11 protein-coding genes are annotated in these 15,280 nt (G+C 45.6%); 9 read left to right on the forward strand and 2 right to left on the reverse strand.

Annotation, left to right across the window (positions count from 1 at the left end; genetic code table 11):
• The 7 genes from TW81_RS08525 to purF form a co-directional block, all read left to right on the forward strand.
• Nucleotides 1-2,442 (forward strand): FimV/HubP family polar landmark protein (locus TW81_RS08525; protein WP_338061730.1); only part of this gene is annotated, 2,442 nt, incomplete at its 5' end.
• Nucleotides 2,443-2,540: 98 nt separating this feature from the next.
• A complete protein-coding gene (truA, locus tag TW81_RS08530) occupies nt 2,541-3,335 on the forward strand; it encodes a tRNA pseudouridine(38-40) synthase TruA (protein ID WP_045955292.1) in 795 nt (264 codons plus the stop codon).
• 176 nt (nt 3,336-3,511) lie between these two features.
• Nucleotides 3,512-4,438, forward strand: coding sequence for an acetyl-CoA carboxylase, carboxyltransferase subunit beta (gene accD, locus TW81_RS08535; RefSeq protein WP_045955293.1), 927 nt, complete (start codon nt 3,512-3,514; stop codon nt 4,436-4,438).
• 44 nt (nt 4,439-4,482) lie between these two features.
• Nucleotides 4,483-5,748: a bifunctional tetrahydrofolate synthase/dihydrofolate synthase gene (gene folC, locus TW81_RS08540; protein ID WP_045955294.1), complete on the forward strand. Its 1,266-nt coding sequence runs from the start codon at nt 4,483-4,485 to the stop codon at nt 5,746-5,748.
• On the forward strand, nt 5,749-6,288 hold the full coding sequence (locus TW81_RS08545) for an SPOR domain-containing protein (RefSeq protein WP_045955295.1): 540 nt from the start codon (nt 5,749-5,751) through the stop codon (nt 6,286-6,288).
• 63 nt (nt 6,289-6,351) lie between these two features.
• The gene (locus tag TW81_RS08550) at nt 6,352-6,843 is read left to right on the forward strand and encodes a CvpA family protein (RefSeq protein ID WP_045955296.1); all 492 of its coding nucleotides are present in this window, start codon (nt 6,352-6,354) and stop codon (nt 6,841-6,843) included.
• Between the two features lie 34 nt (nt 6,844-6,877).
• Nucleotides 6,878-8,392 (forward strand): amidophosphoribosyltransferase, encoded by a 1,515-nt coding sequence (gene purF, locus TW81_RS08555; RefSeq protein ID WP_045955297.1) that lies wholly within the window; start codon nt 6,878-6,880, stop codon nt 8,390-8,392.
• A 134-nt stretch (nt 8,393-8,526) separates the two neighbouring features.
• Here purF and znuB read toward each other — a convergent pair whose 3' ends face one another.
• Together znuB and znuC are read right to left on the reverse strand one after the other, a co-directional pair.
• Nucleotides 8,527-9,312 (reverse strand): zinc ABC transporter permease subunit ZnuB, encoded by a 786-nt coding sequence (gene znuB, locus TW81_RS08560; RefSeq protein WP_045955298.1) that lies wholly within the window; start codon nt 9,310-9,312, stop codon nt 8,527-8,529.
• Nucleotides 9,305-10,087 carry a zinc ABC transporter ATP-binding protein ZnuC gene (znuC, locus tag TW81_RS08565; protein ID WP_045955299.1) on the reverse strand — a complete coding sequence of 261 codons (783 nt, stop codon included), beginning with the start codon at nt 10,085-10,087 and terminating at the stop codon, nt 9,305-9,307. Before znuC ends, znuB begins: the two co-directional genes overlap by 8 nt.
• Nucleotides 10,088-10,167: 80 nt before the next feature.
• On the opposite strand from znuC, the gene znuA reads away from it, so the two are divergent.
• Entirely contained in the window at nt 10,168-11,046 is an 879-nt protein-coding gene (gene znuA / locus TW81_RS08570) for a zinc ABC transporter substrate-binding protein ZnuA (RefSeq protein WP_045955300.1), read from the forward strand.
• 204 nt (nt 11,047-11,250) lie between these two features.
• The gene (locus TW81_RS08575) at nt 11,251-14,556 is read left to right on the forward strand and encodes a helix-turn-helix domain-containing protein (RefSeq protein ID WP_239424315.1); all 3,306 of its coding nucleotides are present in this window, start codon (nt 11,251-11,253) and stop codon (nt 14,554-14,556) included.
• Nucleotides 14,557-15,280 lie beyond the last annotated feature (724 nt).

Here is a 15,280-nt window from a genome sequence, read left to right on the forward strand (position 1 = left end):
GAGCCAGAGCCAGAGCCAGAAGATGAAGACGATTGGTTAACGTCGGCAATAGATGAAGTTGAAAATCCTCGGTTCGAACAAGCGGCTGAGCAGACAAGCGACGACGTAGAGTCTATCGCTCAACAAATACCATCAACTGAGATTGATAGCTCAGAGGCTGACAGTGAAGACGAATCTGAAGATGATTGGTTAACCTCTGCGGTCGACGAGGTTGAGAAGCCATCACTGGGCCAAGAGCCTGCGCAAGTAGTGGAAAGTTCTGACTCATTAGATGAAGCTCCATCGACCGCCGGCGCCGAACAACAAGAAATTGTTGAAGAAGATTTACTTGCTCAGCAAGAGCAAAACGACACACTGAGAGAAGAAGTTCCAGAAGTTCCAGAAGTTCCAGAAGTTCCAGAAGTTCCAGAAGTTCCAGAAGTTCCAACGGACTCAGTAGCAACGCAGGTTCAGCCAGAAGCAATTCCAAATGAATTTGGTGTTCCGCAAGATGATGACTGGTTGGTCGACGAGCCTCAAACGGAAGTCGCGAATGAACTTCAGACTGAAGAGTCAGCATCAACACCTGAAGTTGAAGATGAGACGTTTGAACTTGATGAGTTAGATCTACCCGAGTTCGGTGAAGAAGATGCATTAGCCGAAGTTGTGGCTGAGCCACAACCTGAAGCGCCAATGCCAGAGTCTGAAGTGGAAGAAGAGGCGTTTGAGCTTGATGAACTAGATCTGCCAGAGTTTGGTGAAGAGGAAGCACTAGCTGAAGCTGCGCATGAGCCACAGGCTGAAGCGTCCACACCAACGGCTGAGCCAGAAGATGAGGCATTCGAGCTTGATGAGTTAGATCTGCCTGAGTTTGGTGAAGAAGAAGCGTTAGCGGAAGTCGCTGATGAGCCTCAAGCTGAAGAGTTAAAGCCAGCGGCAGAGCTGGAAGATGAGAGGCTCGAGCTTGATGAGTTAGATCTGCCCGAGTTCGGCGAAGAGGAAGCGCTAGCGGAAGTTGCGCATGAGCCACAGGAAGAAGAGTCAACACCAACGCCAGAAGTTGAAGAAGAGACGTTTGAATTTGATGAGTTAGATCTGCCAGAGTTCGGCGAAGAGGAAGCACTAGCCGAAGTGGCGGATGATCCACAGGTAGAAGCGTCAGCACCTACACCAAAAGTTGAAGAAGAGACGTTTGAACTTGATGAGTTAGATCTACCCGAGTTCGGCGAAGAGGAAGCGCTAGCGGAAGTTGCGCATGAGCCTCAGCCTGAAGCGACAGCACTAACGCCAGAAGTTGAAGAAGAGACGTTCGAGCTTGATGAGTTAGATCTGCCAGAGTTTGGCGAAGAGGAAGCGCTAGCGGAAGTTGCGCATGAGCCTCAGCCTGAAGCGGCAGCATTAACGCCAGAAGTTGAAGAAGAGACGTTTGAACTTGATGAGTTAGATCTGCCCGAGTTCGGCGAAGAGGAAGCAATAGCCGAATCTGCGGATGAGCCACAAGCTGAAGCGTCAACGCCAATAGCTGAGGTGGAAGATGATACGTTTGAACTTGATGAGTTAGATCTCCCTGAGTTTAGTGAAGAGGAAGCATTAGCGGAAGCCAGCGATGAACCTGCATACATTGAGACGAGCACTTTGGCTGCTGAAGAGTCATACGATTCAATCGAGATCGACGAGTCTGATCTTCCTCACTACAACGAAGAAGATGCGTTGGACGATTTGGAACCAACCAGTGATGAGTTGGGTAGCGATGACTTTGCGCTAGATCCTGTCGAACTGCCTGAGTTGAGTGAAATCCCTTCTGAAATCTCAAATAGTCGAGCAGAGGAAATCGATCTTGCACATCAAGACTATGATGAAAAAGCCTTTGATGAGCTACTTTCTGAGGAGCAGCCAGAAAGTGCAAATTTCTCGTTTGATACTCCGATAGATACCACGACTTCAGACAGTGCCGGAATGGATATTGAAACCATGCTGGAAATGGGCGAAGACTGGAATGGCTTCAGTTTGTCTCCCGAGCAGCAAGCGGGCATCTCGGATGACATTCCCGATGATCAAGCGGATATCTGGTCACAAGATAACTTGCCAGAGCAAGCTCAGGTGTTGGATGAAAACTGGGAAGACCAACCTGATCTCGATGACTTTGACCCGAGGGAAAACAGCTTCCGTACCATAGATGAGTTGATGGCTGAAGTTGAGTCTGAAGAAGAACAGGCAATTGATGATGAACTGAAGCTCGATGTTGGCTTAAACGATTTCCCAGATGTGATCGGTGATATTGGCGGTGCGACTGATGTCGACACTAACGCTGAAGCCGCAGGAAAACTCGATTTAGCGAAAATCTATGTAGAGATGAATGACTCCCAAGGAGCAATTAAGTTGCTGGAGGAAGCTATCGTCGATGGCAGTGATGAAATTCGTCGCGAAGCAAAAAACCTTATCGATAGTATCAATAAAGAATAAGTAGTCACTGAGTACAAGGGGGCTGTTTAGCCCCCTTGTTTTTTGGTATATACTTCCGCCCCCACTATAAGCTCAAACAATCCAACGAGAACATCCTGATGAGAATTGCTTTAGGCATAGAATACAATGGCACCCAATACTTTGGCTGGCAGCGTCAGCGAGAAGTAAAAAGCGTCCAAGAAAAGCTAGAACACGCTTTGAGTATCGTTGCGAATCATCCTATTGAAGTCCAGTGTGCAGGACGCACTGATGCGGGAGTTCATGGCACAGGGCAGGTTGTTCATTTTGATACGACAGCAACACGAAAGATGGTTGCGTGGACTATGGGGGCGAATGCCAATCTACCCGACGATATTGCAGTACGTTGGGCGAAAGAAGTCCCTGAAGAGTTTCATGCACGCTTTTCGGCAACGGCGCGTCGTTACCGCTATATCATCTTTAACAGTGCATTGAGGCCGGGAATCTTATCTTCTGGTGTTAGCCATTACCATGGTGAACTCGACGAGAAAAAAATGCACCAAGCTGCTCAATATCTTCTTGGCGAAAATGACTTCACTTCGTTTCGAGCGACCCACTGCCAGTCACGCAGCCCTTGGCGCAATATGATGCACATTCACGTTACACGCCATAACCAGTATGTGGTGATTGATATTAAAGCAAACGCGTTTGTCCATCATATGGTGCGTAACATTACTGGCAGCCTGATTTGTGTTGGGCGCGGCGAACAGAAGCCAGAGTGGATTAAACAGCTACTTGAGATTAAAGATCGCAAGCAAGCTGGGGCTACGGCGAAAGCGGAAGGTTTATATTTAGTCGATGTTGACTACCCGCAAGAATTCGAATTACCAAGAGTACCGATCGGACCACTATTTTTGCCAGACAATTTGAACTAAACCATGTTAAATTGTCGAACTAATCAGGTCTTTAGTGTGTGAGAAACGGATTCAAGAAATAGGTACAACCAGTTTTTTGTCTACACTTGGCATTTAATATGCTTTAATCCTCACGCGTAAATTCAGAATTTGTATCCCTCGCTATTGGGCGTGGGAGTAGAGAGAAAAGGTCTTCCATGAGTTGGCTTGAAAAGATTTTAGAAAAAAGCAATATCGTTAGTTCACGTAAAGCGTCTATCCCTGAAGGGGTTTGGACAAAATGTACTTCGTGTGAACAGGTGCTTTACCACGCTGAGCTTGAGCGTAACCTAGAAGTATGTCCTAAGTGCGATCATCATATGCGTATGAGAGCACGCCGTCGTCTGGAAACATTTTTAGACGAAGACAACCGTGTTGAGATTGCGGACGAGCTTGAGCCGCAAGATAAACTGAAGTTTAGAGACTCTAAGAAATACAAAGATCGTATTTCAGCAGCACAGAAAAGCAGTGGTGAGAAAGACGCGTTGGTGGTAATGAAAGGTGAACTGCTTGGTCAGCCTATTGTTGCTTGTGCGTTTGATTTCTCATTTATGGGCGGCTCTATGGGTTCTGTTGTTGGTGCACGTTTTGTTCGCGCAGCAGAAGCCGCTATGGAAGCGAATTGTGGCCTAGTCTGTTTCTCAGCAAGTGGTGGGGCACGTATGCAAGAGGCGTTAATGTCTCTAATGCAAATGGCGAAAACCAGTGCGGCGCTTGAGCGTATGTCTGCTAAAGGTCTACCATTTATTTCAGTCATGACAGACCCTACAATGGGTGGTGTTTCTGCGAGTTTAGCAATGCTTGGTGATATCAATATTGGTGAGCCAAAAGCCTTGATCGGTTTCGCAGGTCGTCGTGTTATTGAACAAACAGTGCGTGAAGACTTACCTGAAGGCTTCCAGCGTAGTGAGTTCTTGCTTGACCACGGTGCGATTGACATGATTGTTGATCGTCGCGAGATGCGTCAGCGAATTGGTAGCCTAATGGCGAAGATGAACAATAAACCATCACCTTTGGTGGTTTCTGTTAACGATTCGCCAAATGAAGCTGCTTATTCTGTACCAGAAGCAGACGAAAAAGGGTAAAGTAACTCACTAACAAGCAACCACAATCAATTGGTTATAGTTAGATGAGTCAAAGCCAAATTCCTCAAGCCACATCTTCACTTTCGATGTGGCTTGATTATTTAACCAACATCCATACCTCTGCCATCGATCTAGGACTAGATCGCGTTCAAGCTGTTGCCCAAACAGCTAACCTCACCAAACCTGCCCAAACGGTTATCACTGTTGCTGGAACTAACGGCAAAGGTTCAACTTGTGCACTGATGGAAGCTATTTTGCTTGATGCTGGCTATTCGGTCGGTGTTTATAGCTCACCACATCTAATCCGCTACAATGAACGTGTTCGTATTAATGGTGAAGAGTTGAGCGACGCAAAGCATGCTGCAGCTTTTGACTATATAGAGCAGCAGCGTGGGGATATCAGTCTAAGCTTGTTTGAATACGGCACACTCGCTGCGTTACGTCTTTTTCAGACGGAAAATGTAGATATCGTGTTGCTTGAAGTGGGTCTAGGCGGGCGTCTTGATGCAACTAATGTCGTTGATCATGATGTGTCCGTAATTACCAGTCTCGCGATCGATCATGTTGATTGGCTGGGTGACGACATTAATGTTATTGGCTTTGAAAAAGCAGGCATTTTCCGCAGCGGTAAACCAGCAATATGTGGCCAGCCAAAGGCTCCAGCGACGGTTGCCGCCCACGCAGACGATATCGCCGCTGAGTTGTATCAAGTTGAAATCCAGTACCATTATCAGCAGGTGACTGAGTCAACCTGGCAATGGACTCATGGTAGCTACACACTAGACGATCTCCCTATCCCAGGATTGCCACTACAAAATGCCGCAACGGCGCTGATGGCACTAGCGACGGCTAGTTTGGACCTGAGCGACGTCAACATAGTCAATGGGTTGAGAAACGCGCAACTCGCGGGAAGAATGCAAGTCTTATGTAGTGAGCCGACGGTTTTACTTGATGTAGCACATAACCCTCATTCAGCACAGTATCTGGTTGAGCGAGTTAAGGAACAGTATCACGGCAAAAATATTCATACCGTTGTCGCTATGCTGCATGATAAAGATATCGAATCTACGCTTGAGGCTTTGTCACCTATCTCGGCAACTTGGTATCCGGCTTCACTATCTGGTCCGCGCGCAGCGCATGCTGAAGAACTGTGTCGATTTCTTCCTACGGGGAATACTCAATATGCAAACCCAGTAAGAGCTTTTGAAGCGGCGATGACATGCGCACATCCTGACGATGTCATTCTCGTCGTGGGTTCATTCCATACCGTGGGTGAGGTCTTAGAGCATTGGCAAGGCAAAGGTGAATAAATGGCAAGTAAATTTCAAAACCGTCTCGTTGGTACCATAATTCTCGTCGCAATCGGGATTATTGTGTTGCCCGATGTACTGGACGGTAAGAAAACACATTACAAAGAAGAGATAGCAAGTATACCGCTTAAACCAGAACTAGACAGTGATCTGGAAAGTTTTGAAGTGTTAGATCCCATCGATGATAGCCAGAGTTTGCCCCAATCTCCAGTGGAAGTGGTGACGGTGGAAGATGAAGTGGTCAGTGACCAAGATTCTCTGCCTGCTGTTATCAAGGAAGTTCCTGAGCGCAATGAATATCAAGACAGTGCATGGATTATCCAGTTGGCGGCGTTGAAAAATGCAGACAATGCCAAAGTGTTGGTCAACGATTTGCAAAAACGTGGTTACCAAGCACACACAAAATTAGAAAACGGTTTTACGCGGGTAATTATTGGCCCTGACGTTTCTCAAAGTAAACTCGAACGTCAAATCATTGAACTAGAAAAAATTACTGGCTCAAAAGGTCAATTGCTCAAATTTAAACCACTAAATCCATAAGAAAACGTTTGCGTCAGCGTTTTTTCTGTTAAAATGCGCGCCAACTTAAGATGTAAGAACAGAATGAATCCGTTAGATATTGTCATTTTAGGTGTGATCGGCCTGTCGGCTTTGATCAGTTTAGTTCGTGGTTTCGCTAAAGAAGCGTTGTCATTGGTGATTTGGTTTGGGGCATTTTTTATCGCGAGTCAGTACTACGCGAAATTAGCTGCCTACTTTACCAATATCGAAGATGATATGTTTCGCAACGGAGCGGCGATTGCGGCCTTGTTTATTGCAACCCTAGTTGTTGGTGCGCTCGTTAACTACGTGATCGCCCAACTGGTGCAAAAAACAGGCTTATCGGGGACAGATAGGGTGTTGGGCGTCGTCTTTGGCGGTTTGCGTGGTGTTCTGATTGTGTCTGCCGGACTATTTTTTATGGATGCGTTTACATCGTTTCCAGATTCACAGTGGTGGAAAGGTTCGCAATTGGTGCCGGAGTTTAGCCGAGTCATTGCTCCTTTCTTCGAACACTTACAAGCAACATCTAGTTTCTTATCTGGCGCGTTCTAGCGCGCCAGTCATTGTCAAAATCGAGGGTTAGGACATGTGTGGTATTGTTGGAATCGTGGGCACAACGCCTGTAAACCAGTCTATCTATGATGCATTGACGGTATTGCAGCACCGTGGTCAAGATGCCGCGGGTATTTGTACCATAGAAAGCAATCGTTTTCGTCTGAGAAAAGCGAACGGTTTAGTTAAGGATGTGTTTGAAGCGAAACACATGCAAAGGCTACAAGGTGAGGTCGGTATTGGTCACGTTCGCTACCCAACGGCGGGTAGTTCAAGTGCCTCAGAAGCGCAACCTTTCTATGTGAACTCTCCATTTGGTATCACGCTAGCGCACAACGGCAACCTGACCAACGCGGCTCAGGTGCGTGAGAAACTGTTTGAGAAAGACCGCCGTCACGTCAACACTACGTCAGACTCAGAAGTGTTACTCAACGTACTTGCGCACGAAATTGACACTGTTAAAGGCAACGTGACAGCCGATGACGTATTCCGAGCAGTGACTAATGTCCATCGTACCATCCGTGGTGCATACGCTGTTACGGCGATGATCATCGGTCACGGTATGATTGCATTTCGCGACCCTAATGGCATTCGCCCTCTATGCCTTGGTAAACGCGAAGTCGCAGGTTCTGTGGAGTACATGGTGGCGTCTGAATCTGTTGCATTGGATGCTGTCGGTTTTGACTTCCTGCGCGATGTGGCGCCGGGTGAAGCTGTGTATGCTACTTTTGATGGACAGCTGCATACTAAGCAATGTGCTGATAATCCAACTTTAAACCCATGTATCTTCGAGTTTGTTTACTTTGCTCGCCCTGACACTTTTATCGACAAAATTTCGGTTTACAGTGCACGCGTTGAAATGGGTAAAAAACTCGGTGATCGTATTCGCGATGAGTATGACCATTTAGATATTGATGTGGTTATTCCGATTCCTGAAACTTCATGTGATATTGCGCTGCAGATTGCACAGGCGATTGATAAGCCGTACCGTCAAGGTTTTGTGAAAAACCGTTACGTTGGCCGAACGTTTATCATGCCAGGCCAGCAACAACGTAAGAAGTCGGTACGTCGTAAGTTGAATGCGATTCGCTCTGAGTTTAAAGATAAAAACGTGTTACTGGTTGATGATTCAATTGTGCGCGGTACTACGTCAGAACAGATTATTGAGATGGCGCGTGATTCCGGAGCGAAGAAAGTCTTTATGGTGTCGGCTGCGCCAGAAATTCGTTTCCCGAATGTTTACGGTATTGATATGCCAAGTGCGAGTGAGCTAATTGCTCATGGTCGAGACAATCAAGCGATCTGTCAGCAAATTGGTGCTGACGAACTTATCTTCCAAACGATTGAAGATCTCGTCGAAGCCGTTGGTAGCGGAAACCGCGATATTGAGAAATTTGAAACCTCAGTGTTTAGCGGTGAGTACGTCACAGGTGATATTGACCAAAGCTATTTAGATTTCCTAGAGTCACTGCGCAGCGATGATGCTAAAACTCAACGCGAGATACAACAAGATCTTGCCAATCTTGAGCTTCACAATGAAGGGGCGTAAGCGCTGATACTTTGTGAGTTAGACAAAAGCCGATGTGAATACATCGGCTTTTTTAGTTTAGGGCAGCGAGCACCTTCTCATAACTCTCTAACAAAGCTAAGGGCTAAGGCAAACTCCTACCTGCCTACGTTGTGCTAGTTTTTCACCCTATACATCTGACTCAGCATAAACATAGCGGTGGCGCTAATCACTACCGAAGGGCCAGCAGGAGTATCATAGTGCCATGACATGCTAAGCCCTAGCAGGACTGCGATCGCACCAATCAGTGATGCCATTACCGCCATATGTTCGGGGGTGTTGGCAAAGCGGCGAGCTGTGGCGGCGGGAATAATTAGCAAAGAGGTCATAATAAGTGCGCCGACAAATTTCATCCCGATGGCGATAACTAGGCCCACCATTAGCATCAGTACGAGGCGCATTAAGTCGACGTTATGGCCTTCTACCGCAGCGAGATCTTCGTTAACAGTCGTCGACAGCAATGAGTGCCAAAAAAGCGCCAATACAGTGCTCACGATAGCAACACCAGCGTAGATGTATATTAAGTCTTCAGGAGTGACAGCGAGCAGATCGCCAAATAGATAGCTCATTAGATCAATACGAACGTTATCGAGAAAACTGACGGACACTAAGCCTAAAGAAAGTGAACTGTGGGCGAGAATACCGAGTAATGTGTCTGTGGCGACCAATTGCTGCTTTTGCAATGTCACCAAGACTACCGCCAGTATTAAGCAGCACACCGTGAGCGCTAAATAAAGATTTACATCGAGTAAAAAGCCAAGGGCGAGGCCCATGAGCGAAGCATGTGCCAAGGTGTCGCCAAAATAGGCCATTTTTCGCCAGACAACAAATGAACCGAGTGGCCCTGCTATCACGGCTATACCAAGGCCAGCTAAAATCGAAGGAAGTAGAAACTCAATCATGGTGGTGGCCGTGTGAATGATTTGAACAAATATCTGCATCACCTTCAACAGGATCACCTGCTAGGTCGTGATGATGACTATGATCATGGTGATAGAAAGCGAATGGCTGCTGATGAGTGTGACCAAATAGAGCAATGTAGCTAGGGTGCTGGGCAATATCCGCGGGTGCACCAGAGCAACAGACATGATGATTGATGCAGACCACGTCGTCGGTTTTCGCCATTACTAGGTGTAAATCATGTGAAACCATGAATACCGCACAATTAAAACGGTGGCGTATTGTGTCAATCAGCTCGTATAGGTCGATCTGTCCCTGAACGTCGACACCTTGAGCCGGTTCGTCTAGCACCAATAGGTCTGGACGTTGCAGCAAGGCACGAGCGAGAAGAACACGCTGATTCTCCCCTCCAGATAGAGAGTGCATATTACTGCGCACCAGATGTTCAGCTCCCACCAGCTTCAATGCATCATTACGTTCTTGTTTACTGTATTTTCCTGCTAAGCGTAGAAAGCGATCGACGTTGAGGGGAAGAGATTCATTGAGCTTCAGCTTTTGTGGAACATAACCAATCTTTACTCCTTTGGCCTTGTTCACTTTACCGCTAGAGCTTTTAAGCAATCCCAACAAGATCTTGACTAAGGTCGATTTTCCCGCCCCATTTGGGCCGATTAACGTTGTAATTTCACCTCGCTTGAGGCGCAGAGAGATTTTGTCGAGTACGGTACGTTCGCCAAATTGAACACTAATATTATCGAGTTCGACTAGAGTCGACATGAATGGAACTCATTTGCAATTTGTTAATGTTATAATGTAACATTTACTTATCCTTTAAACCAGTCAGTAATCACTATTCTATGAAACGTTTTTTAACCGCTTGCGTCATGGTTCTCGCAAGTACTTCTATTGCTCATGCATCAGCAGTGTTAACAAGTATTAAGCCAATTCAGTTGATCACCTTAGAGCTGACCAAAAATATTTCGAAGCCTGAGGTATTGCTAGCAGCAAATACGTCGCCTCATGACTATGCGCTGCGTCCTTCAGATGTCAAACGTCTGCACGATGCTAAATTGATTATCTGGTACGGAAAGGATCTCGAACCATTTTTAACTAAAGTGCTAATGAAACGTGACAATGTTCTAACTATCAGCGAGATAGAAGGGCTGGCGTTACGTGAGTTTACAGGGCATCACCATGACCATGATGGACACGATCATGGTAGCCATGATCCACATTTTTGGCTAGGTTATAAACCGACGTTGCAGGTGGCTGAAGCGATCGCGGAAAAGCTGATTCAACTGGATGCCGACAACCGTTCTCAGTACCTTGCTAACTTGCAAGAGTTTACACAAACGCTAGCGCAGCAGAACAATGACATCGCGCTACAACTTAAACCTGTTTCTGGCGTTGGCTATTACGTTTTCCATGATGCTTATGGTTATTTTGAGCAGGATTTCCAGCTCAACCACCTTGGCTATTTCACTGTCAGTCCAGAGCGTAAGCCAGGTGCAAAAACCTTGATTAACATACGTAAAACGTTGGCGGAAGAACAAGCTAAATGTGTGTTCTCTGAGCCTCAGTTTACGCCAGCAGTGGTACAATCGGTCACGCGTGGAAGCAATGCTAAAACAGGTGTCCTCGATCCTCTCGCTGTTGATATTGAAGTAACTGAGGGCAGTTACTTCCAATTCAAACAAAGTCTTGCTGACAGTTTCAGTGACTGTCTCGTCAAGTAAGCACCTCTCAGTCAAAGGCTGTGAAGCCTTTGACTTTACAAATATCTGTGAACTGAACGAAAAAGTCGTCAACTATTTCCTTCCCTGACTTGTTAATCCCTCTAATTACTAGATAATTATTATCACAAAATAACGATAGGGCGTATCAAAGCTCAAATATTAACCGTCATGGTTTTTTAGTCTGCTGTCAGGGAACGGATCAAATTGAACAAGCTGGTCACTTTGTTGTTAACGCTTTGGCTTCTGTCTTCCGGGGGAGCTTTGGCTGCTCATGTCTCTCCAAAGCTCTTTTATCCGTTACCCACGTTAGCGCAAGGTAAAGTTTTTGCGGCGAAGCAACTCTTTTTGGCGGACGACGGTGGCCTCTGGCTACAAGACGTTCGCAACAATGTATTGTTTTATGACGGTCAACATATTCTTCCTGAGCAAGGCTCCGCGCTCGACAGTGATTCTGCACAAATAGCGTTTATCGATAATGCTTTTTGGACGTTTTTTCACAACGAAATCTACCGTAACGTCCCTAATCAAGAGAAAGAGTTGGTATTTAGCTTAACGCCGGGTACTGAAATTTTGAAAATTGGCACATCGCAGCGCTACGTTTGGCTTGCGGATGAAAGAAACTTCTATACCTACCACCTTGATAGCGGCGAGTTCCAAACCTTCTCTTTGATGGAGCTTTACCACTACAACCAATCGTCTCAAATAACGATAAATGACGCTAAATTCATTCTATCAAAATGGGTCGTAGCAACCGATGCTGGGGTCTATTTATCAAATGACGACCACTTTGAACATGTGCCAAAGTCGGGGAAAAATTATGTAGAGAAACTCTACTTTTCTGAGACGCGGCGCGAGCTGATTGGTGGTTCTCTCAGCGGTGCCATTATCTTTAGTATTGATCAGCCGAACGATCCGATCCGTACGATTTCGGGTAGCCATGTTCTGAGTATTACCGAAACAGACCAAGAGTATTGGATCGGCACTGAAAAAGGTTTGTATGTTTATCGTTTTTTAACCGGCGAAACACAAAAATTTGAACATGGAATTGGCGTCGGTAGCCGTCTCGACGGAGAAAAAATCTATGCGTTGCTAAATGACCACGCCGGAGGGGTTTGGGTCGCCACCGATCGAGGAGTCCGGTATTTTTCGCTCTACTCTCATCAATTTACTCGCTACTCCAACGAATCCCTATACTTATCCCGTGGTGAAAAGCTGGTTGGTTTAACTCGGCGCAAAGGGGGGGATGGTTACTGGTTGTTGACCAGTAAAGGGGTGTATCAGTTAGAGCTACACCACACAGCCCAGCGCAAGCTTGTTTACCGAGGTGATGTGCATGATATTGAGGAACATAATGGTGTGCTGTGGTTGGCTACAGATGAGGGCATTGTGTGCATCGAAGCGGATTCAGGAGAGATCATCGCCGATAATCTACCTAATTTTCTTAAAACCACCAAAGTTCTCCTGATTGAGTTTAATCATCACAATAAAGTATGGGGGGCAAGTGAAACCGAACTTTGGAGTTTTGATTTGGCAACGCGTCAGTTAACTCAGTACGGTTCTGACTGGATGATTGACAAGTATCTTCCCGCCCAGCTTACCCATATGTATGTTACGTCTCAGGATTACGTGATGTTGGGCACTGAACATGGTAGTTATTTGGTTCGCGATGGACAGATCAGCTTTGCGGGGGAAAGTGTTACCTATGGCGAGGTCATCGATGTGCTGCAGCCCAATGACAAAGAGCTTTGGATAGCGAGCCGTTACGGCTTGTATAGTCTTGACCTTTATCAAAACACCGCAGAATCGCTCGATATGGTAAATGGACATGTAACGCCTAAGTGCCTGATTGAAAACCAAGATGGTATTTGGCTAACGTCATCGACCGGACTCTCTCGTTATACCTCAGATGGGAGAATCGTGCAGCATTATGGTGAGCCTTTCGGGGTCATCAACAATGAATTTCTACCTGATATGTGTAGCTTTGAAAGTAGCAGCGAACGAGTCATTTTGTTGGGTGCAGAAAGCACCTTAGTTAAGGTTGATACCGAGCAACTCGTGGCGAGTCAGTTGCCAAGCACCCAAGTCATTTTTAGCCAAATTAAACGGAACCAAAAGCAGTACTCTTTAGCCAATACAGTTAAACAAGTGCCCGAAATCGGTTATGGCGAATCAATTTCTTTCCAATTTGGTTACCTACCAAGCGCAAGCAATATCATTCTTGAATATCGGCTTAATCAAAGTAGCGAGTGGCAAAGTTTAGATGGCAGCACGTTATCGGTAGAGCATCTAATGCCCGGTCAATACCAACTGGAAGTAAGGCCGGTGAGAAGTGACCGAGTGAAAGGCGAGAGCAATCGTTATCAGTTTATCGTCAGTGAACCTTGGTTTCTAAGCAACTTTGCGCTGTTCACTTTTGCTTTGGCATTACTGTCTGTTATCGCAATAATTGCGTACTGGCGTTCTCGTTTGATGGCACAGACGAACAGAGAACTGAAAGCGCAAGTCGCGTTAAAAACGAGCCAACTGAGACATCAAAGCCGGGTTTTATTGGGGAATAACAATCAACTGCGTAAACAATTACACGTGAGATGGCTGTTCTACAGTCAGTCGATAGAAAAGCTAAAACAAAGGTTGAATGCCACAGTGGCTAAAGGACTCACACCGTCTCAGTTGACTGAATATATGCTGCAAGAATTAGACATGTTGGTCAATATTCGATCGGCTAATGGAAAATCATTGCCAATTTTTAATATCACTATGGTGCTGCGTTCAGTCATTACTGGCTGGAAAAATGAATTGAATAGAGTCGGTATTCAGATTGAGCTTAAGGCTGATGAAGATCTATTCGTTGCTGTCAAAGACTTTAATCTAGATGAACTGTTCAATGTGCTATTTGATGGCATGTTGCGTCGCTGCTATCGGAACCAAGTGGTTGCGATCCAGCTAATGCAGAGAGAGGGAATGGTTGTATTTTCCATGCTAGATCAAGGTAGCGCACTTGATATAGACACTACAAGTGTTAGCTCGAACGACAACCTGAGCAAACTGGTCACGCAAAGTGGTGGTGACATACACTTATTTAGCTCTAAAGAAAGAAACTTAATTGAAATTGCGTGGCAAGAGAGTTTACCAATAGATGGTAGCGCTGTCGTCGCAGAAGAGGACGAAAATCTGCTCAACCATGACGATGTGTGGTTGTCAAAAGTACGACAATTGGTTGAAGCGCATTACGCTGACCCAGAGTTTAGTACTTCATCTGCCGCTAAGCTGCTCTACGTTTCGGAACGCAGTTTACAGCGCCGATTAAAGTCTTCAATAGAGAAGACCTTTACTGAGTATCTAACTGAAGTACGTTTGGACAATGCGTGCCTACGCCTACTGGCTGGGGAAAGAGTATCGGATGTCGCTTTCGAATGCGGTTTCAATGACCCTTCTTATTTTAGTCAAAGATTTAAACATCGTTTTGGCATGTCGCCGACGCAGTTTGTTGAAGAACAAGCTGCCTGCTAACGCTCCTTTCCTATAGACCCGCTTAACATAGGCACTATCTAGTTTACGCCTAGTGGTTATTGGTTGTCCCAAAGCGCTATGTAACTCATTTTTGCTGTTATTGAGTGTAGCCGTAGGCGATCTTTCTACCATAAGAATAAATATTTAAACTGATCAATAAGATAAACATTTGTTTATCTAGATGGATATCAGATCTGACGAACTGAGAACTTGGTAGCGTGGATTTGGTCGATATAGACGCAATGTCTGCTGGTTGCTGAAATTAGGTAAGATTACGAGAGATAGAAAAAAATGTCGTGGTATAGCCGGGGGGACTATACCACGGGTGCCAACGACACCTTCGCTTGCTGCCGGAGTGGTGCGTTGTGCACCACCTCTGGAATTCAATGTGCCTCAAGGGGATAGCCCTCTCGACGTGGTTAACTATAACCATGTGACCTTTTTTTACTTATAAAATTAACGCCATACAATATAAGAAAAACGACATTGTTATAAGTGTTTGTTTTTAATGATTTTATTTTTTGTCCCCTCCATTTTATGCGCAGTTTATGTCTTAATAATGCAATTTTTTGATGGGTTTTAACGTTTTTGACGGATTGCTTTTTGACGTTTTTGGCAATCTATAAATGACCTAAAGATCTAACCAGTATACTGGTGCGTCATTCTGTATGAAGCGCGAGCATGATTGATATAGATGGCGATGATACTTTTCCGTTGATACATG

This window comes from Vibrio galatheae (genome assembly GCF_000967545.1).
GTDB classification, from domain to species: domain Bacteria; phylum Pseudomonadota; class Gammaproteobacteria; order Enterobacterales; family Vibrionaceae; genus Vibrio; species Vibrio galatheae.

Excerpts from the sequence above, each read along its gene's own strand:
- truA (WP_045955292.1), top strand. The coding sequence starts at position 2,541 with ATGAGAATTGCTTTAGGCATAGAATACAATGGCACCCAATACTTTGGC.
- accD (WP_045955293.1), top strand. The coding sequence starts at position 3,512 with ATGAGTTGGCTTGAAAAGATTTTAGAAAAAAGCAATATCGTTAGTTCA.
- folC (WP_045955294.1), top strand. The coding sequence starts at position 4,483 with ATGAGTCAAAGCCAAATTCCTCAAGCCACATCTTCACTTTCGATGTGG.
- TW81_RS08545 (WP_045955295.1), top strand. The coding sequence starts at position 5,749 with ATGGCAAGTAAATTTCAAAACCGTCTCGTTGGTACCATAATTCTCGTC.
- TW81_RS08550 (WP_045955296.1), top strand. The coding sequence starts at position 6,352 with ATGAATCCGTTAGATATTGTCATTTTAGGTGTGATCGGCCTGTCGGCT.
- purF (WP_045955297.1), top strand. The coding sequence starts at position 6,878 with ATGTGTGGTATTGTTGGAATCGTGGGCACAACGCCTGTAAACCAGTCT.
- znuB (WP_045955298.1), bottom strand. The coding sequence starts at position 9,312 with ATGATTGAGTTTCTACTTCCTTCGATTTTAGCTGGCCTTGGTATAGCC.
- znuC (WP_045955299.1), bottom strand. The coding sequence starts at position 10,087 with ATGTCGACTCTAGTCGAACTCGATAATATTAGTGTTCAATTTGGCGAA.
- znuA (WP_045955300.1), top strand. The coding sequence starts at position 10,168 with ATGAAACGTTTTTTAACCGCTTGCGTCATGGTTCTCGCAAGTACTTCT.